At 65.2% G+C, this 18,048-nt stretch carries 15 protein-coding genes; 7 read left to right on the forward strand and 8 right to left on the reverse strand.

Going from position 1 to position 18,048, the window contains the following annotated elements; all coding sequences use genetic code 11:
* Nucleotides 1-86 precede the first annotated feature (86 nt).
* Nucleotides 87-782: a helix-turn-helix domain-containing protein gene (locus B5G06_RS01100; protein ID WP_087187264.1), complete on the reverse strand. Its 696-nt coding sequence runs from the start codon at nt 780-782 to the stop codon at nt 87-89.
* Between the two features lie 181 nt (nt 783-963).
* Between B5G06_RS01100 and pta the strand changes: the two genes are divergently transcribed.
* Complete coding sequence (gene pta, locus B5G06_RS01105; protein ID WP_087187265.1) at nt 964-1,947, forward strand: phosphate acetyltransferase; 984 nt, start codon at nt 964-966, stop codon at nt 1,945-1,947.
* A 353-nt stretch (nt 1,948-2,300) separates the two neighbouring features.
* Nucleotides 2,301-3,788 (forward strand): peptidoglycan DD-metalloendopeptidase family protein, encoded by a 1,488-nt coding sequence (locus B5G06_RS01110; protein WP_087187266.1) that lies wholly within the window; start codon nt 2,301-2,303, stop codon nt 3,786-3,788.
* A gap of 58 nt (nt 3,789-3,846) precedes the next feature.
* Here B5G06_RS01110 and B5G06_RS01115 read toward each other — a convergent pair whose 3' ends face one another.
* From B5G06_RS01115 to B5G06_RS01140, 6 genes are read right to left on the reverse strand one after another with little or no spacing between them, the layout of a single operon-like run.
* Nucleotides 3,847-4,590: a 2Fe-2S iron-sulfur cluster-binding protein gene (locus B5G06_RS01115; protein WP_087187267.1), complete on the reverse strand. Its 744-nt coding sequence runs from the start codon at nt 4,588-4,590 to the stop codon at nt 3,847-3,849.
* On the reverse strand, nt 4,587-6,380 hold the full coding sequence (locus tag B5G06_RS01120) for an NADH-quinone oxidoreductase subunit NuoF (RefSeq protein WP_087187268.1): 1,794 nt from the start codon (nt 6,378-6,380) through the stop codon (nt 4,587-4,589). The genes B5G06_RS01115 and B5G06_RS01120 overlap by 4 nt, the downstream gene beginning before the upstream one ends.
* Nucleotides 6,377-6,850: a complex I 24 kDa subunit family protein gene (locus B5G06_RS01125; RefSeq protein WP_087187269.1), complete on the reverse strand. Its 474-nt coding sequence runs from the start codon at nt 6,848-6,850 to the stop codon at nt 6,377-6,379. The genes B5G06_RS01120 and B5G06_RS01125 overlap by 4 nt, the downstream gene beginning before the upstream one ends.
* A gap of 44 nt (nt 6,851-6,894) precedes the next feature.
* Complete coding sequence (locus B5G06_RS01130; protein WP_087187270.1) at nt 6,895-7,176, reverse strand: MoaD/ThiS family protein; 282 nt, start codon at nt 7,174-7,176, stop codon at nt 6,895-6,897.
* 4 nt (nt 7,177-7,180) lie between these two features.
* On the reverse strand, nt 7,181-8,983 hold the full coding sequence (locus B5G06_RS01135) for an aldehyde ferredoxin oxidoreductase family protein (protein WP_087187271.1): 1,803 nt from the start codon (nt 8,981-8,983) through the stop codon (nt 7,181-7,183).
* Nucleotides 8,984-8,986: 3 nt separating this feature from the next.
* Entirely contained in the window at nt 8,987-9,457 is a 471-nt protein-coding gene (locus tag B5G06_RS01140; RefSeq protein ID WP_087187272.1) for a 4Fe-4S dicluster domain-containing protein, read from the reverse strand.
* 283 nt (nt 9,458-9,740) lie between these two features.
* On the opposite strand from B5G06_RS01140, the gene B5G06_RS01145 reads away from it, so the two are divergent.
* From B5G06_RS01145 to B5G06_RS01165, 5 genes are read left to right on the forward strand one after another with little or no spacing between them, the layout of a single operon-like run.
* Nucleotides 9,741-10,652 (forward strand): LysR family transcriptional regulator, encoded by a 912-nt coding sequence (locus tag B5G06_RS01145; RefSeq protein WP_087187342.1) that lies wholly within the window; start codon nt 9,741-9,743, stop codon nt 10,650-10,652.
* Nucleotides 10,630-11,847 (forward strand): molybdopterin molybdotransferase MoeA, encoded by a 1,218-nt coding sequence (gene glp, locus B5G06_RS01150; RefSeq protein ID WP_087187273.1) that lies wholly within the window; start codon nt 10,630-10,632, stop codon nt 11,845-11,847. Before B5G06_RS01145 ends, glp begins: the two co-directional genes overlap by 23 nt.
* A gap of 22 nt (nt 11,848-11,869) precedes the next feature.
* A complete protein-coding gene (locus B5G06_RS01155) occupies nt 11,870-13,771 on the forward strand; it encodes a molybdopterin biosynthesis protein (protein ID WP_087187274.1) in 1,902 nt (633 codons plus the stop codon).
* 29 nt (nt 13,772-13,800) lie between these two features.
* Entirely contained in the window at nt 13,801-15,252 is a 1,452-nt protein-coding gene (locus B5G06_RS01160; RefSeq protein ID WP_087187275.1) for an NAD(P)/FAD-dependent oxidoreductase, read from the forward strand.
* Complete coding sequence (locus tag B5G06_RS01165; RefSeq protein ID WP_087187276.1) at nt 15,239-16,147, forward strand: NAD(P)/FAD-dependent oxidoreductase; 909 nt, start codon at nt 15,239-15,241, stop codon at nt 16,145-16,147. The genes B5G06_RS01160 and B5G06_RS01165 overlap by 14 nt, the downstream gene beginning before the upstream one ends.
* Before the next feature lie 54 nt (nt 16,148-16,201).
* On the opposite strand, the gene aspS is transcribed toward B5G06_RS01165, so the two are convergent.
* On the reverse strand, nt 16,202-17,995 hold the full coding sequence (gene aspS / locus B5G06_RS01170) for an aspartate--tRNA ligase (RefSeq protein ID WP_087187277.1): 1,794 nt from the start codon (nt 17,993-17,995) through the stop codon (nt 16,202-16,204).
* Nucleotides 17,996-18,048: the final 53 nt, after the last annotated feature.

The following is an 18,048-nucleotide window of genomic DNA, read 5'->3' on the forward strand; positions in this document are numbered from 1 at the left end:
GAAAGCGAAGGATATGGAGTTTGGGAGGACGAGGTCATACCTCCCGTAATGATGTGATTTTGGTGATGGGGTGGGGGGAAGGTCTGTTACTTCTCCCGGCGCTCTGCCGTCCGGCGGTTGATACGTTCGCCGGTATTGTGGATGATCTGGAGCAGGGACTGGTACAGGCCGGGATAGTTCTCCATCAGGGCGTCGTTGTTCATGGGAGGGAAGGCGCCCTTGTCCTTGGCGTGGGCGGCCAGGGCCTCGGTGTAGTCGGCCTCGGCGCAGATCATGTCGGCAAAGGGCACCCCGGCGGTGAACTGCCGGGCGGGAACGGAGAAAAAGTCTTCGTTCTGGGTGCCGTCCGCCCGGTAGAGGTGGCGGAACAGCTTGTAGATGGCGGTGCCCAAATAGTCGGCGGCGGCGTTGATGGCCTCCTTCTTGCCGGTCTTGCCCAGCAGGTCGAAGAGCACGCCGGTGGAGTTGACCAGCAGCTTCTTGTTCAGGGTGGCCAGGATGGAGCCGTGGAGCACGTTGTCCTTCTCGGTGGAGTAGTCGTACAGCTCCTCGGCGGCGATGGTGGTGCCGTCCCGGCTCAGGGTCCGGCCCAGCAGGAAGTCGGCGGATACGTTATAGTAGTTGCAGGCCTTGATGACGAAGGCCAGGCCGGGCTCCCGGACGCCGTTTTCATAGTGGGACAGCAGCGCCTGGCTGATGCCCAGGTCCTTGGCCACCGCCCGCTGAGACGCGCCCTTCTCCTGCCGCAGCAGAGACAGGCAGCGGGAAAAATCAGAAGTCATAGCACACCTCTCCTAAAAAACAGTGTGTATAGTATAATTGCAAAAATACCAAAAGTAAAGCGAATTTTTCCACAATATTTTTTCGTACTGGTCCTTGTGATTGTCCTGAGAGCAGGTGTATAATAGCTATACCGCCAAGTATTTGGCAAAAGTACGGAACTTTGAAATGGAGGAGATTCCCATGGCTATTCATATGTTTCAGACCCTGATTGACACTCTGAAGAAGAGCCCCAAGAAGATCATTTTCACCGAGGGTACCGACCCCCGTATCCTGGAGGCCAGCGCCCGTCTGCTGGCCGGTACCTTCCTGACTCCCGTGCTCATCGGTAACGAGGAGGCGGTTCACGCCGCCGCCGAGGAGGCCGGCTACAACATCCGGGGCGCCGAGATCATTGACCCCGCCACCTATCCCGAGATGGATAAGCTGGTGGACGCCATGGTGGAGCTGCGTAAGGGCAAGATGACTGCCGACGAGTGCCGCGCTGCTCTGAAGAAGGGCAACTACTTCGGCACCATGCTGGTGAAGATGGGCGTGGCCGACTGCCTGCTGGGCGGCGCTACCTACTCCACCGCCGACACCGTCCGTCCCGCCCTGCAGCTGATCAAGACCAAGCCCGGCAACAAGATCGTGTCCTCCTGCTTCATCCTGGTCCGTGAGGGCGTGGGCGAGAACACCGTGCTGGCCATGGGCGACTGTGCCATCAACATTGACCCCACCGAGGACGACCTGGTGGAGATCACCACCGAGGTGGCCCACTGCGCCCGCACCTTCGGCATCGACCCCAAGGTGGCCATGCTGAGCTACTCCACCAAGGGCTCCGGCAAGGGCGAGACCGTGGACAAGATGCGCCACGCCTACGAGAAGGTGATGGCCACCAACCCCGACTTCGCCGTGGACGGCGAGCTGCAGTTCGACGCCGCCGTGTCCCCCAAGGTGGCTGAGACCAAGTGCAAGGACTCCAAGGTCGCCGGTCAGGCCAACACCTTTATCTTCCCCAACATCAACGCCGGCAACATCGGCTACAAGATCGCCCAGCGTCTGGGCGGCTTCGATGCCTACGGCCCCGTGCTGCTGGGCCTGAACGCCCCCATCAACGACCTGTCCCGCGGCTGCAACGCCCAGGAAGTCTATTCTATGGCTATTATCACTGCTGCGCTGGCTTAATCAGTTACTTACGGAAACCGGAGCACTCGTCAGGGTGCTCCGGTTTTTTATATATGGAAGGCTTCCGGCAAATTGACAAAAAAGTTTGGCGGACAGGGGCGGAAAACCGCCGGTCTTGGGGGTGGGGCGGTTCCTTTTTTGTCCTATCCACCAGATGTCGTGGTGTGAAAATTCCTTTCTCCACAGGGAGAGAAACTGTTCGCTTTTCCCGGAAAGCCTTGACTTTTGGATCAGATGCGTGTATCATTACGACTGTAACCATTTGTAACCTTTTCGTTTCCGGCTGTTACCGATCGGATACAGTCCGGATACAGACTCATTGATATTCCACGATATAGGAGGGGAATCCCCCCATGGACGAGATCCTTCATATTCCACAGGAACGGGAGACTGAGAGTCTGACCGCCCGGCTGCGGGCCAAGGCTCAGGCTGCCGGCGGCGCGATCCGCGTTGGCGCCAAGCGGTTCCAGCACTGGGCCGACGCCGCCACTGCCGGCGGCGGCCGCATTGTCAGCCCGTTCCACTTCCTGGCTGTGGCCGCCGTTGTGGGCGTGGCCGCTGTGGTCACCTCCGTTTACACCCCCGCCTATGTGGTGGAGATGAACGGCGTGGCTCTGGGCACCGTCACCTCTCCTCAGGTCTTTGAGGACGCGGTGGATCGGGTAGAGGCCCGGGCCACGCAGATCCTGGGATATGACTACACTCTGGACGGTGATATTGCCTACTCCTTCGCCCTGGTTGAGCAGGAGAACATTACCCCCGCCGCTGAGTTTGAGACCTATCTCTTCGATCAGATCGGCGACGTGATGAAGAACTATGTGCTCACCGTCAACGGCCAGTTTATCGGCGCCGCCCAGGACCGTGAGACTCTGGATATCGTTCTGGACCAGGTGAAGGCCCCCTATATCAATGAGAACACCATCTCCGCCGAGTTTACCTCCGGCGTGTACATCACCCACGAGTACACCGCCTCCGACGTCAACCAGGATGCCGACGCCATGGTGGCCGCCCTCACCGCCAATCAGAACGGCCAGACCACCTATGAGGTGCAGCAGGGCGATACCTTTGTGGACATCGCCGTGGCCAACGGCATGACCCTGTCCGAGCTGGAGGCCCTCAACCCCGGTGTGGACAGCAGCCGCATTTACATCGGTCAGATCGTCAACGTGAAGGAAGAGATCCCCTTCCTGTCCGTTAAGACGGTGGATCACGTGATCTACACCGAGGAGATTGCCTGCCCTGTGGTGGAAGTGGAGGATGACTCCATGTACCAGGGTGAGTCCAAGGTACTGGACGCCGGCGTGCCCGGCGAGCAGGTGGTCACCGCCGATGTGTCCTACCTCAACGGCGTGGAGCAGGAGCGCACGGTGCTGGAGACCCAGGTCACCCGTGAGGCCACCAACAAGGTCATCGCGGTGGGCACCAAGGTGCGGCCCTCCTGGCTGCCTACCGGCACTTACATCTGGCCGGTGTACGGCAACATCACCTCCAGCTTTGGTTACCGCTCCATCTTCGGCTCCTACAGCTACCACAGCGGTCTGGACATCGCCACCTCCTACGGCACCACCATCAAGGCCGCCGACGGCGGCACCGTGGTGTGGTCCGGCACCGGTACCGGCAGCTACTGGAGCTACGGCAACTATGTGGTCATCGACCACGGCAACGGCAAGCGCACCCTGTACGCCCACTGCTCCAGCCTGCTGGTTTCCACCGGCGACAAGGTGTACCAGGGCCAGCCCATCGCCCGTGTGGGTTCCACCGGCCGGTCCACCGGCAACCACTGCCACTTTGAGATACAGATCAACGGCACTGCCGTCAACCCCCTGGCCTACCTGGGGTAAGATCATCAAACATAAAAAGCCCGGCGCGTCATACGACGCGCCGGGCTTTTTTGTGCTGTTATTGGTCTCCGTAGGTGTGGGCCAGCACCTGGGCCAGGGCGGCCTTCCGGCAGCGCTCACACAGCTTCTCCGGCTCCTCGCCCGCCTTTTGGGCGGCCAGGGCCAGCTCCTCCGCCGTGCCGATCACCGCGCCGCACTGGGCGCAACGCACCAGGGTAAAGGTTTTGCCCCAGATGGTGCGGGTGTCCGCCGTCTCGGTGAGGGGGATGGCGTCGGTGGGGCACACGCTGGCGCAGGAGCCGCAGCCCACGCACACCGGGCTGGGGTCGTGGTAGGGGGTGGCTACCTCCTTGGTGACTCCACGGTTGACCGTAGAGATGGCCCCCACGCTCAGCTCGGCGCAGGCCCGGGCGCACAGCCCGCACAGGATGCACTTGCCGCTGTCCACCGGCTTGAGGCGCTCCAGCGGGGGCGCGCCGTAGTGGGTACACATCTGGGCAATCAGTTCGCTGTCCGGGGCCCGCTTGTGGAGGAGGGACAGAATCATCCCCCGCTGGCGGCGGACCTTGTGGCTGTTTGTGGAGACGGTACATTCCCGCTCCACCGGGTAGACGCAGGACACCACGATCTTGGGGCCCCTGCCCTCGTCCACCTCCACGATGCACACCCGGCAGCAGCCCTGCCCGGGCAGGGCCTCGTGGTGGCACAGGGTGGGGATGTAGATGCCGTTGCGCCGGGCCACCTGGAGGAGAAATTCCCCCTTCTCACAGCTGCACTGCTTTCCGTCTATGGTAATGATCATCCCGCCACCTTGCCTTTCGTCTCCACCGCGCCGAACTTGCAGGCCTCCCGGCAGGAGCCGCAGGCGATGCACCGGGCGGGGTCAATGACATGGGGCTCCTTCACGCCGCCGGAGATGGCCCCGGCGGGGCAGGCCCGGTTACAGGCCCCGCAGCCCACGCACTTGTCTTTCTCAATGGCAAAGCTGGTGAGGGCGGGGCACACGCCGGCGGGACAGCGGTGCTCCAGGATGTGGGCCTCGTACTCCTGCCGGAAATACTTCAGGGTGGTGAGCACCGGGTTGGGGGCCGATTTGCCCAGGGCGCACAGGGCGCTGCCCTCCAGGGTCTCGCATAGCTGCTCCAGCAGATCCAGGTCGCTGAGCTGTCCCCGGCCCTCACAGATATCGGTAAGGAGCCGGAGCATATGCCGCAATCCCTCCCGGCAGGGGGTACACTTGCCGCAGGACTCCTCCGAGAGGAACTTGATATAATACCGGGCCACTTCCACCATGCAGCTGCGGTCATCCATGACGATCATGCCGCCGGAGCCCATCATGGCTCCGCGGCTTTTCAGGGTGTCGAAGTCCACCGGCAGGTCCAGCAGCTCTGCCGGGATACATCCGCCGGAGGGGCCGCCGGTCTGCACCGCCTTGAAGGGCCGGTCTCCCTGGATGCCGCCGCCAATATCGTAGATCAGGTGCCGCAGGGTGACCCCCATGGGTACCTCCACCAGGCCGGTGCGCTTCACCTTGCCCACCAGGGCGAATACCTTGGTGCCCTTGGAGCCCTCGGTACCCATTTGGGCGAAGGCGTCGCCGCCGCCGGAGAGGATCACCGGAACATTGGCCAGAGTCTCCACGTTGTTGAGGACGGTGGGCTGGTTCCACAGGCCCCGCTGCACTGAGCGAATATATTTGGCCCGGGGTTCGCCCACCCGGCCCTCCACCGAGGCCATCAGCGCCGTGGACTCGCCGCACACGAAAGCGCCGCCGCCTCTGACAACGGAGAGTTCTAATTTCTTGTCAGATCCCAGAATGTGATCACCCAGTGCGCCGTAGGCCTGGGCCTGGGCGATGGCCTCCCGCACATTTTTCACCGCCAGAGCGTACTCGTCCCGGATATAGAGGAAGCCCTCCTCCGCGCCGATGGCCAGGGCACAGATGGCCATACCCTCCAGCACGCTGTGGGGGTCCCCCTCCAGAATGGAGCGGTCCATAAAAGCGCCGGGGTCGCCCTCGTCGCCGTTGCAGGCTACATATTTGGGGAATTTGTGGTATCCGGCGGCAGTGCGCCACTTCCGGCCGGTGGGGAAGCCCGCGCCCCCCCGGCCCCGCAGGCCGGAGCGGTCCATCTGGTCCAGAATCTCTTCCGGGGTCATGGTGAGAGCCTTGCGCAGCGCCTGATAGCCACCGTGGGCCACATAGTCCTCCACACTGGTGGGGGAGATGGCGCCAATGTTGCGCAGGGCGATTTTGTGCTGGGGGGCGTAGAAGGGGTTTTCCCGCTGGCTGCGCACCCGCTGGCCCTGGTCGTTTTTGTAGAGGAGGCGGTCCACCGTCTCACCGCCCAGGACGGTCTTTTCCACGATCTCGGGGACGTCCTTTACCTGGACTTTGTAGTAGGTGATATCATCCGGGTCGATTTTGACCAGAGGTCCGTTCTCACAAAAGCCGTTGCAGCCGGTCTCCTTTACCAGCCACGCCACGGCGTGGTCTGAGCCCTCCAGCAGGCGGTGGAATTCGGCGGCCACCTTGGCGCTGCCGTTGGCCAGGCAGCCGGTGCCGCAGCACACCAGGACGGTCTTGCTCATGAGGAACGCACCTCCTGATATTGCGCCAGGATGCCGGGGAGTTTCTCCAGCTTCACCTTGCCGTAATAGGTTTCGTCAATGACCATCACCGGGGCCAGGGCGCAGGAGCCCAGGCAGTTTACCAGCTCCAGGGAGAACTGCCCGTCCTCCGAGGTCTCCCCGGCGTCGATGCCCAGCAGCCGCCGCACCCCGTCCAGCAGGGTGGTGGAGCCACGGATGTGGCAGGCGGTGCCGTCGCACAGCTTGATGATGTGCCTGCCCTTGGGCTTGAGGCTCAGGGCCTTGTAGAAGGTGGCCATGGCGTACAGGGAGGACAGGGGGCAGCCCAGATAGGCCGCCAGGGCCTCCATGCCCTCCCGGGGGATGTAGTTGAATTTATGCTGCATATCCTGGAGCATGGCCAGGCTGAACCGCTGCTCCGGGGGATAGGCCTGTAAGATGGCCTGAATGTCCTCCATGGGGATATCCATATGGGTTTCACCGCCTTTTTTGGGTTTGGCGGGGGAGCGGGGGCTCAGCCCCCGGCCACCACCGGGAAGATCTGCACCGTGTCGCTGTCTTTCAGCGGGGTGTCCAGGCCGGAGAGAAACTCCACCCGGCGGCCGTTGACCAGCACGATGATTTTTTCCCCCAGTGCGTCCCTGGCGGGGGAGAAAAACTCCCCCCGGAACCGGGGGCCAAAACGCCGGGACAGGTCCTCCCCCAGCGCCCCCACGGTGGGGGGCGGGGAGAGGACCAGCTCCTTGGTCCCGGCAAACTCCTTTTCCCGCAGATAGGCAAAGAATTTCACCGTCATGGGCTTATTTCAGGTTGAGGGAGGCCAGCTTCTCCGGGGTGGGGATGCCCTCCGCCGTCCAGCCACGGGCGGCGTAATACTCCGCCAGCATGGTGTACAGGTCGTTGACCTTGCCCGCCGCCGGGCCCTCGGGCAGCTTCTCCCGCAGCAGCCGGGGAGGCAGGGTGTCCTTCTCCACCCCGGCGGCAATGTTGAACTGCTTCTCCAGGTTCCAGATCCGCTCACCTTTCAGCAGGATCTCCTCGTCGCTCTCGTCGCTGCCCACCGCCTCCCGGTACTGGGCGGCCACCTCGGGCAGGCCGATGCCGAAGGTGGTGAACAGGCAGATGCCGGTGGCGTCCACCAGGGCGGTGAGGTCCTGGAAGGTTTTCAGCAGACCCGCCTTGCCCTCGGTGACCAGGGGGTCCATCTTCATGGGGATGCCCAGCACCTCGGGGGAGATCATGTAGCCCCGGACGTGGCAGCCGCCCCGGTTGGAGGTGGCGTACTCCAGGCCGATGCCCTGGATGGCCCGGCCGTCATAGGCGGGCATCTCCTGCTTCTTCACCGACATGGACAGCTCGGGATGGCCGTATTGTTCCGCCATGCGGTAGGAGCCCAGGCCCATGATCTTGCCGAAGCCCTCCCCCTTGCAGGTCATCTCCACCGCCTTCACCATGGCCGCCGCGTCGCCGAAGCGGAGGGGGAAGCCGATGTCGGACTCGGGGATGGCTCCCATCTCAAAGAGCTCCATGGCACAGGCCACGGTGGCTCCCATGGTGATGGGGTCGATGCCGTACTGATTGCACAGGAAGTTGGCGTCGCACACCGCCGCCAGATCGTTGATGCCGCAGTCGGCGCCGAAGGACCAGCCCGCCTCGTACTCGGGACCCTCGCCCTTGGAGGCGAAGGGGCCCTCCTTGATTTCCACCGCCCGGCCGCAGCCGATGGAGCAGCCGAAGCAGCCCTTGTTCCGCAGCAGGTACTTGGCGGCCAGGGTCTCGCCGGAGATGTCGTCGGCCAGATCATACACCGAGCCGTCCCGGCCGTTGCGCAGGGGCAGGCCGCCGGTGGCGTTGACGATGTTCACCAGGATCTGGGTGCCGTAGGCCGACAGGCCGGCCCCGGTGACCGGGTGGGCCTTCAGCTTGGTCCGGGCGTCCACGCAGGCCTCAAAGAAGGTTTCGGGCCGGGCCACCGTCACCGAGCCGGTGCCCCGGACGGCGATGGCTTTCAGCTTCTTGGAGCCCATCACCGTGCCCATGCCGCCCCGGCCCGCCGCCCGGTGCTTGTCGTTCATGATGGCGGAGAAGAGGCAGCCGGTCTCCCCGGCGGGGGCGATGCAGGCGATGCGGAACTCGTCCCCCAGCTCCTCCCGCAGCAGGTCGGTGGTCTCGAACACGTCCTTGCCCCACAGGTGGGAGGCGTCCCGCAGCTCCACCGTGCCGTCGTTGATGTAGAGGTACACCGGCTTCTCCGAGCAATTCTCAAAGATGATACCGTCGTACCCGGCGTATTTCAGCTCAGGGCCGAAGTGGCCGCCGGAGTTGGCCGCCCCGATGGTGCCCGTCAGGGGGGACTTGGCCACCGCGTTGTACCGGCCGGAGGAGGTGGCGCAGGTGCCCGTCAGAGGGCCGGTCATGAAGATCAGCTTGTTGTCCGGCCCCAGAGGGTCGCAGTTGGGGTCGCACTCGTCGCAGTAATACTTGGTGCCCAGACCACGGGCTCCCACATACTCCTGGGCGTTCTTCTGGTTCAGGGGCTCCCTGCGGATGGACCCCGCCGCCAGATCAATGCGTAAAATCGTGCCGGTATATCCGTTTCCCATGGCTCACCCCTCCGTTCCCATGGCGGCCACAATCTTGTCCGCCGTCAATTTTTTTCGTACGTCCCGCGCGTCCGGGTCCTCAAAGCTCAGGGCCCCGCCGGGGCAGTACTTGACGCACTTGGGGTCCCCGCCGCACAGGTCGCATTTGAATACCTTCTTCACGATGGTGGAATAGGACATATTGCCCAGGGGACAGGCGCTGCGGCACATCTTGCAGCCGATGCACTTGTCGTAGTTGATGACGCAGGCCCCGTTTTCGTCCCGGCGGATGGCCTTTACCGGGCACACCTTCATACAGCTGGCGTCCTCGCACTGCTGGCACACCACCGGCACCGCCAGAGTGGCGGCCTCATACTCCAGCACGGTGATGTTGGCCAGGCGGGGGTTGAACTGCTGGTAGTGGCCGAAGGAGCACACCAGCTCGCAGGTGCGGCAGCCGATGCATTTCTCCGGCTTGACAACGAGTTGTTTCATCCCTTTCCTCCCATTCCCGGCGGGAACGGAGGCACACCTCCTTTTGAAACAGAATTTGAACTCCTAATTTTAGTGTAGGAGCACGGGGGCGGGAAGTAAAGGGAAGGACTGGGAATTCATATTGCTTTTGTGCATAAAGGGCCTTATAATAAACACAGCTAAACTGTACGTTCTGCCATCAAAACCGGGGTAAGGAATTGCCCCTGTAAGGCGGGAGCCTGTTGCCGCCGGGGATTGGCGGCCCACCCCCGCATATACCTTTTGGCTATAAGGAGGGAGCAGCTTGCAGATCGCCCAGATCCGATATTTCGTCACCGCCGCCCAGCTGCAAAACCTGTCCAAGGCGGCGGAGGCCCTCCACCTCAGCCAGCCCTCCCTGTCCCGCAGCATCGCCCGGCTGGAGGAGGAGCTGGGCACCCCGCTGTTTACCCGCTCCGGCAAGCGTATCCTGCTCAACGAGCCGGGCCGCCGGTTTCTGGAGAGCGCCCGGGCCATGCTCCGGGACCTGGACGACACCCTGCTGGAGCTGGGGGAGCTGTCCGCCGGGCCGGTGAAGCGGCTGTCGGTGGGGTGCTGCGGCGGAGAGGAGAAGGTGGCCGCCTGTCTGGCCGCCTTTGCCGATACCCGGCCAGGGGTGGAGTTCCAGCTGGACTGCCGCATTGAGGAGCTGGAGGTCCCCGACATCAACAAATACGATATGCTGCTCTGTCCCGACGACAGCCGGTATGAGAAGTTCCGGGGCTACCCCCTGGGCAGCGAGCGCTACCTGCTGGCCCTGCCTGCCCACCACCCTCTGGCCCGCCGGGAGCCGGTGGATTTGAAGGCCCTGGAGGGCCAGCCCATGGTCTTTCTCAGCAGCCCCGGCCACTGGCTGGAGGAGCCCTACTACCTGTGCGCCGGGCTCAATCTCCATCCGGCCACCCGCTGTCTGGTCAACGACCGGGAAGGCCACAGGCAGGTGGTGGCCGCCGGACTGGCCCTGGGCTTTGTGCCCGAGGGGGCCGCCGCCCCCTACCGGGCGGACTCCCGCATTGCCCTGGCCCGGCTGGCCAGCGGCCGGTTTGCCCGGCCCCTGATGCTGTGCTTCAAGCGGGAAAAACATCTCAGCCCTGTGGGGCTGGAATTTCAAGCCTTCGCCCTGGACTTTTTCGGGGTGGGAAAGGAGGGGGACCATGCTCACCGTCATGACCCCTGAGGAACTTTTGACACGGATTGCAAATATTTTCGGCCCTCTGGACCGGCCTCCGGAAACCGTGGGGCTGGACTGTGCTCTGGGCCGGGTGCTGGCCCAGGATATTCTGGCTGAAGAATATGTGCCCGGGTTTGACCGCTCCACCGTGGACGGCTACGCCCTGCGGGGGGCGGACACCTTCGGGTGCAGTGAGTCCATCCCCGCCCTGCTCACCTGCACCGGGGCGGTGGAGATGGGGAAGGAGCCCGCCTTTGCCGTGGGCCCCTATGAGTGCGCCGCCATCCCCACCGGTGGGGCCCTGCCGGAAGGCGCCGACGCCGTCCAGATGGTGGAGCACACCGAGGACTACGGCGGCGGGGAGATTGGCATTGTGAAAAGCGTTCCCCCGGGGGCCAACCTGATTTTTAAAGGGGACGACGTGAAGCCGGGGGACCTGGTGCTGCGGAAGGGCCGCAGGCTGGAGCCCCAGGACGTGGGGGCTTTGGCGGCCCTGGGGGTGACTCAGGTGCCGGTAGTCCCCAAACTACGGGTGGGCCTGATCTCCACCGGGGACGAGCTGGTGCCCCCGGAGCAGGACCCCGGCCCCGGACAGGTGCGGGACGTGAACGGCCCCCTGGTGGCCGCTCTGCTGGCCCAGGCGGGGGCGGAAGCGGTGCCCCTGGGCATTGTCCCCGACCGGGAGGAACTGCTAAAGAAAGCGGTGGAGGGAGCTCTGGAGAAATGTGACTGCGTGGTGCTGTCGGGAGGCAGCTCGGTGGGGGAGAAAGACGCCGCCTGCCGGGTGATGGCAGCGCTGGGTGATGTGCTGTGCCACGGGGTGGCTATGAAGCCGGGCAAGCCCACCCTGCTGGGAAAGGCGGAGGGCAAGCCCATCCTGGGCCTGCCCGGCCACCCGGTGGCCGCCCTGTTTACCGCAAAGCTCTTCCTCATCCCACTGCTGGCCCGGCTGGAGGGGCGGACCTGGGTGGAGCGGACGGTGTCGGCACGTCTGGCCCAGACCGTCCCCGCCAACCACGGCAGGGCCCAGTACACCGGCGTCACTCTGGAGGAGAAGCCCGACGGGCTGTGGGCCGTGCCCATCTGGGGCAAGTCGGGGCTCATTACCACCCTGGCCGGGGCGGACGGCTTCTTCTGCGTCCCCCGGGACCGGGAGGGCATCCCGGCGGGGGAATCTGTAGAGGTGTCCCTCTTCGGGTAGTTTTATATCAGGAGGCGTTTTTATGCCCTTTACTTATCTGACCAACCTCCCCCTGGAGCAGGCGGAGGAGCGCTACCCCGCCTGGCTGGCGGAGGGGGGATTTCAGCCCAAAACCGAGACGGTGCCGGTGGCCCAATCGGCAGGCCGGGTGACCGCCCGGGCGGTCTACGCTACCCTGTGCGCCCCCCACTATCCCGCCTGCGCCATGGACGGCATCGCCGTGGCGGCGGCGGACACCTTCGGGGCCACCGAGACCACGCCGGTGACCCTGGAGCCGACGCAATTCACCGTGGTGGACACCGGTGACCCCCTGCCCGAGGGGGAGGACGCGGTGGTAATGATTGAGGACGTGCTGTGGGAGGGGGAGAAGGCCGTCCTCCATGAGGCCGCCGCCCCCTGGCAGCACATCCGGCAGATCGGGGAGGACGTGTGCGCCGGGGAGATGCTCCTCCCCGCCCATACCTCCATTACCCCGGCCGCCATCGGGGCCATGATCGCCGGTGGCGTGCTGGCAGTGGAGGTGTTTACCCGCCCGGTGGTGGGGATCATCCCCACCGGGGACGAGGTGGTGCCTCCCACCGATCACCCCCAGCCCGGGGACGTGCTGGAGTTCAACTCCTCCATCTTCTCCGCTATGATTGGGGAGTGGGGCGGGACGGCCAGGACCTACCCCATCGTGAAGGACAACAGGGCCGACCTCACCGCCGCCCTCACCAGGGCCGCAGAGGAGTGCGACCTGGTGGTGCTTAACGCCGGGTCGTCGGCGGGCCGGGAGGACTACTCCGCCGCCGTCATCGGCACGGTGGGGGAGGTGCTGTGCCACGGGCTGGCCATCCGCCCCGGCAAGCCCGCCATTCTGGGCCGGAGAGGTCCGGTGCCCGTGCTGGGGGTGCCCGGCTATCCGGTCAGCGGCATTTTGGTGCTGGAGCACCTGCTCCGCCCCCTCATCGAACACTGGACCGGCAAGAAAGCCCCCGCCCGGGAACAGGCGGAGGCGGTGCTGGCCCGGCGGGTGGTGTCCGGGCTGAAATACCGGGAGTTCGTCCGGGTACGGCTGGGCCGGGTGGGGGACAAGCTGGTGGCCTCCCCGCTGGCCCGGGGGGCCGGGGTGGTGTCCTCCTTCCTGAAGGCCGACGGCATCCTGGACATCCCCCAGGGCAAGGAGGGCCTGGAGGCGGGGGAGAGGGTCACCGTCTCTCTCCTGCGGCCCCGGGAGGAGTTGGAGCACACCCTGGTGATGATGGGCAGCCACGACCCCCTGCTGGACGAGGTGGCCGACCTGCTCCACCAGACTTACCCCCACCTATACATGAGCTCCACCCATGTGGGCTCCATGGGGGGCATTATGGCCCTCCGCCGGGGGGAGGCCCACGGGGCGGGGTGCCACCTGCTGGACGAGGCCGACGGCAGCTACAACACCTCCTATCTGGAGAAGTATTTCCCCCACGGAGGGGTGTATCAGGTGGAGTGCGTGGGCCGCACCCAGGGCCTGATGGTGGCCAAAGGCAATCCTCTGGGTATCAAGGGCTTTGGGGACATTGCCAACCTGCGGTACGTCAACCGGCAGAAGGGCTCGGGCACCCGTATTCTGGCCGACTACCTGTGCCGGAAGGAGGGCATCGACCCCGCCGCCGTGTACGGCTACGACCGGGAGGAGCTGACCCACACCTCGGTGGCCGCCCAGATCGCCGCCGGCACCGCCGACGCCGGCATGGGCATTCTGTCCGCCGCCCGGCTGTATGACCTGGATTTTCTGCCGGTGTGCGTGGAGCAGTACGACCTGCTCATCCCCGACTACGCCTGGGGCACCCCGGCGGTGGAGGCCCTGCTGGAGGTGCTGCAAAGCCCGGCGTTCCGGGAACGGCTGGAACAGTTGGGGGGTTACACCATTGACCAGCCCGGCCGGGTGCGGCGGCATTTTTAACGGGGCACATTAAGAGAGGAGGATGGACCATGGAGCGCTACGACGTGGCGGTACTGGGCGGCGGGCTGCTGGGCTGCTTTATGGCCCGGGAGCTGCGCCGCCACCCCCTGAAGGTGGCCCTGGTGGAGGCCCGGGAGGACGTGTGTACCGGCATTTCCCGGGCAAACACCGCCATTGTATATACCGGCTGCGACACCAAGCCGGGCACCCTCAAGACCCGGCTGTGCGTGTCGGCCTGTAAGGGCTTCGGGGACCTGTGCCGGGAGCTGGGGGTGCCCTTTGCCCGGCGGGGCTCCTTAATGGTAAGTTACGGGCCCAACGCCGACCAGACGTTACAGCGAAAGATGATCCAGGGCATGGAGAACGGGGTGGAGGGCCTCAAGCTCATGTCGGGCCGGGCGGCCCTGGAGTGGGAGCCGGGGCTGGCCCCCGGCGTGTCCTCCGCCCTCTACGCCCCCGACACCGGGGTGACCGACCCCTGGGAGCTGTGCTACGCCGCCTGGGAGAACGCCCTGGCCAACGGTGTCGCCCCCTGGCTCAACGCCCCGGTCACCGACCTGCTGCCGGAGCACGGCGGCTGGCGGGTGGTTACCCTCCGGGGGGAGCTGTGGGCGGCGGCGGTGGTCAACTGCTGCGGCCTCCACGCCGACCAGGTCCAGGAGCTGGCCGCTCCGCCTACGGTGCGTATCACCCCGGAGAAGGCGGACTATCTGATCCTGGACCAGGGGGCGGGCCACTATGTCAATCATGTCATCTTCCATGAGCCGGAGGAGAAGGGCAAGGGCCTGACCATGGTGCCCACCCTGGACGGCAAGCTGCTGCTGGGTCCCTCGGAGCAGCCGGGGGTGGGGCCTCTGTCCGCCACCACTGAGGCGGGCCTGGCCAAGCTGCGCCAGCTGGCGGCCCAGGTGGCCCCCGAGCTGGATCTGGAGCTGACCATCCGCTCCTTTGCCGGGGTGCGGCCCAAGCCCTACAACGTGGTGCGGGCCCAGAGCATCCACGATTTCACCGTTACCAATCCCGCCAGAGGCCTGTGGAGCCTCATCGGCATCAAGACCCCCGGCCTCACCTGTGCCCAGGCTCTGGGGGCCTGGCTGGCCCCCCAGGTGGCGGACCAGCTGGGGAAGGGGGAACTGGACTCCACCTTCCGGCCGGAGCGAAAAGCACCGGTACGGCCCCGCGAGCTGACACGGGAGGCCCGGGCGGCGCTGGTGGCCCGGGACCCGGCCTATGGCCGCATTCTGTGCCGGTGCGGCGGCATCACCGAGGGGGAGGTGCGGGACGCCATCCACCGGGGTGCGGTCACCCTGGACGGGGTGAAGCGGCGGACGGGCACCGGCCTGGGCCGGTGCCAGGGGGCCTTCTGCGGGGACCGGATCATGGCCCTCATGGCCCGGATGCTGGGGGTGCCCCCGGAGGATCTGCAAAAGGATGGGCCGGGTTCCCGGCTGCTGACAGGAGGACGGCATGGAGAAGGTTGATCTGTTGGTGGTGGGCGGCGGCGCGGCGGGGATGTCTGCCGCACTGGCCGCCGCGGGCGCGGGGCCGGTTTCGGTGCTGCTGGTGGACCGGGAGGAGCGGCTGGGGGGCATTTTGCCCCAGTGCATCCACCAGGGCTTCGGCCTGGGCTACTTCCAGCGCAACCTCACCGGGCCGGAGTACGCCGGGCGCATTGTGGCCCAGATGGAGGGGGCGGCGGTGAGCGTGCGCCTCAACACCACCGTGCTCTCCCTGTCCCAGCGGCGGACGGCGGAGCTGTCCGGCCCCGGCGGGTATGAGCCGGTGGCCTTCCGGCGGCTCATTCTGGCTACTGGCTGCCGGGAAAAGACCATCGGTTCCCTCCCCGTCACCGGCACCCGGCCCGCCGGGGTGTTTACCGCCGGGGAGGCTCAGCGGATGATCAACCTGCGCCACTGGCGGCCGGGAAGAAAGGTGCTGGTGTTGGGCAGCGGGGATCTGGGCCTCATCATGGCCCGCCGGTTCGTGCTGGAGGGCTGCCAGGTGCTGGGTGTGGTGGAGCAGAAGGGGAGCTGCGGCGGCATGGTACGCAACTACCGCTCCTGTCTGCTGGAGCACCGCATCCCTCTGATGACCCGGACCACCGTTACCCGCCTCCACGGCGAGGGGCGGCTTACCGGCGTCACCCTCCGCCATCTGGACAGCGGCAAGGAGGAGCAGGTGGCTTGCGACACCCTCATTACTGCCCTGGGCCTTATCCCCGAGCGGGAGCTGCTGGCGGGGCTGGGGGGCAAGCTGCCGGGCTGGGCCTCCCTGTGCGGTAACTGCGACTACGTCCATGAAATCGTGGACACCGTCACCGCCCAGGCCGAGGAGCTGGGCCGCCAGGTGGGCATGGAGCTGCTGGGCAAGAAATAAAATGAAAAACGGCCCCCATCGGAGCATATCCGATGGGGGCCGTTCTGTTTGGTTTTATTCCTCGTCCTCTTTCTTGGTACACACGATGTTCAGCTCGTTGAGCTGGGCGTCGGTGACGAAAGAGGGCGCGCCCATCATCAGGTCCTGGGCGTTCTTGTTCATGGGGAAGGGGATGATCTCACGGATGGAGTCCTCGCCGGCCAGCAGCATGACCATACGGTCCACGCCGGGGGCGATGCCCGCGTGGGGGGGCGCGCCGTAGGTGAAGGCGTTGTACATGGCGGGGAACTTGGCCTTCACGTCCTCCTCGCCCAGCCGCACCAGCTGGAAGGCCTCGATCATGATCTCGGGGTCGTGGTTCCGCACGGCGCCGGAGGACAGCTCCACGCCGTTGCACACCAGGTCGTACTGGAAGGCGGTGATGCTGAGGGGGTCCACCTCGCCGGCAGCGGCCTTCTTCAGGATCTCCAGGCCGCCGTTGGGCATGGAGAAGGGGTTGTGGCAGAACTCCAGCTCGCCGGACTCCTCGCCGATCTCGTACATGGGGAAGTCCACGATCCAGCAGAACTCGTAGCGCTCCTTGTCCATGTGGTTGGGGCAGAAGTTGCCCAGCTTGGAGCGAAGCACACCGGCGGTCTTCTGAGCGGTGAGCAGCTTGCCGGCGGTGAGGCCCACGAAGCAGCCGGGCTCCAGACCCAGAGCGGACACCACGGCGTCCTTAATGGGCTGGACGAACTTGGCGATGCCGCCCACGATCTCGCCCTTCTCATCCAGACGGAACCAGTAGGCCTTGTTGCCGGACTGGACCTCCACCTCGTTGCAGATGCCGTCGATCTGCTTGCGGGTGCCCTCAAAGCCGGACACCACGATGGCCTTGACGGTGTTGCCCTCGAAGGGACCAAAGCCGCAGGAACCCAGTACCTCGGTGGCGTCGGTAACGGTCAGGTCGATGCGCAGGTCGGGCTTGTCGGAGCCGTACTTGTCCATGGCCTCCAGGTAGGAGATCCGCTGGAAGGGAGCCTCAGAGGCCACGTTGTAGGTGCCGTACTGGGCGAAGATGGGGGGAAGCACCTGCTCCAGAACGGCAAACACATCCTCCTGACCGGCGAAGGCCATCTCCATGTCCAGCTGATAGAACTCGCCGGGGGAGCGGTCGCCCCGGGCGTCCTCGTCCCGGAAGCAGGGGGCGATCTGGAAGTACTTGTCGAAGCCGGAGGCCATCAGCAGCTGCTTGAACTGCTGGGGAGCCTGGGGCAGGGCGTAGAACTTGCCGGGGTGCTTGCGGCTGGGCACCAGGTAGTCACGGGCGCCCTCGGGGGAGGAGGCGGTCAGAATGGGGGTGGTGATCTCCATAAAGCCCTGAGCGGTCATGGCCTGCCGCAGGGCGGCCACCACCTGGGAGCGGAGGATGATGTTGTTCTTCACGGCGGGGTTACGGAGATCCAGGTAGCGGTACTTCAGCCGCTGGGTCTCGTCGGCCTCGCGGCTGCGGTTGACCTGGAAGGGCAGCTCGTTGTGGCGGCAGCGGCCCAGCACCTCGATCTTCTCGGGCACCACCTCAATGTCGCCGGTGGGCAGCTTGGGGTTCTTGGAGTCACGCTCCCGCACCACGCCGGTGACGGCAATGGTGGACTCCTTGTTCAGAGCCTTGATGGTCTTGACCATCTCCTCGGTCTCGGCCACCACCTGGGTGGTGCCGTAGAAGTCCCGCAGGACGGCGAAGCCCAGGCTGGCGCCCACCTCACGGAAGTTCTCCAGGAAGCCCGCCAGGGTGACGGTCTGGCCTACCTGCTCCATGCGGAGCTCCCCACAGGTGTGGGTGCGGTAGGCGGTTTTGACATTAGCCATGTGAAATCAACTCCAAATTGTATTATTTCTTTTCTATATTACAAAATAGCCGG

This window comes from Flavonifractor sp. An52, assembly GCF_002159385.1.
In the GTDB taxonomy this organism is placed as follows: domain Bacteria; phylum Bacillota; class Clostridia; order Oscillospirales; family Oscillospiraceae; genus Flavonifractor; species Flavonifractor avicola.

Coding starts and splice junctions, on each gene's coding strand:
- B5G06_RS01100 (WP_087187264.1), bottom strand. CDS start 782: ATGACTTCTGATTTTTCCCGCTGCCTGTCTCTGCTGCGGCAGGAGAAG.
- pta (WP_087187265.1), top strand. CDS start 964: ATGGCTATTCATATGTTTCAGACCCTGATTGACACTCTGAAGAAGAGC.
- B5G06_RS01110 (WP_087187266.1), top strand. CDS start 2,301: ATGGACGAGATCCTTCATATTCCACAGGAACGGGAGACTGAGAGTCTG.
- B5G06_RS01115 (WP_087187267.1), bottom strand. CDS start 4,590: ATGATCATTACCATAGACGGAAAGCAGTGCAGCTGTGAGAAGGGGGAA.
- B5G06_RS01120 (WP_087187268.1), bottom strand. CDS start 6,380: ATGAGCAAGACCGTCCTGGTGTGCTGCGGCACCGGCTGCCTGGCCAAC.
- B5G06_RS01125 (WP_087187269.1), bottom strand. CDS start 6,850: ATGGATATCCCCATGGAGGACATTCAGGCCATCTTACAGGCCTATCCC.
- B5G06_RS01130 (WP_087187270.1), bottom strand. CDS start 7,176: ATGACGGTGAAATTCTTTGCCTATCTGCGGGAAAAGGAGTTTGCCGGG.
- B5G06_RS01135 (WP_087187271.1), bottom strand. CDS start 8,983: ATGGGAAACGGATATACCGGCACGATTTTACGCATTGATCTGGCGGCG.
- B5G06_RS01140 (WP_087187272.1), bottom strand. CDS start 9,457: ATGAAACAACTCGTTGTCAAGCCGGAGAAATGCATCGGCTGCCGCACC.
- glp (WP_087187273.1), top strand. CDS start 10,630: ATGCTCACCGTCATGACCCCTGAGGAACTTTTGACACGGATTGCAAAT.
- B5G06_RS01155 (WP_087187274.1), top strand. CDS start 11,870: ATGCCCTTTACTTATCTGACCAACCTCCCCCTGGAGCAGGCGGAGGAG.
- B5G06_RS01160 (WP_087187275.1), top strand. CDS start 13,801: ATGGAGCGCTACGACGTGGCGGTACTGGGCGGCGGGCTGCTGGGCTGC.
- B5G06_RS01165 (WP_087187276.1), top strand. CDS start 15,239: ATGGAGAAGGTTGATCTGTTGGTGGTGGGCGGCGGCGCGGCGGGGATG.
- aspS (WP_087187277.1), bottom strand. CDS start 17,995: ATGGCTAATGTCAAAACCGCCTACCGCACCCACACCTGTGGGGAGCTC.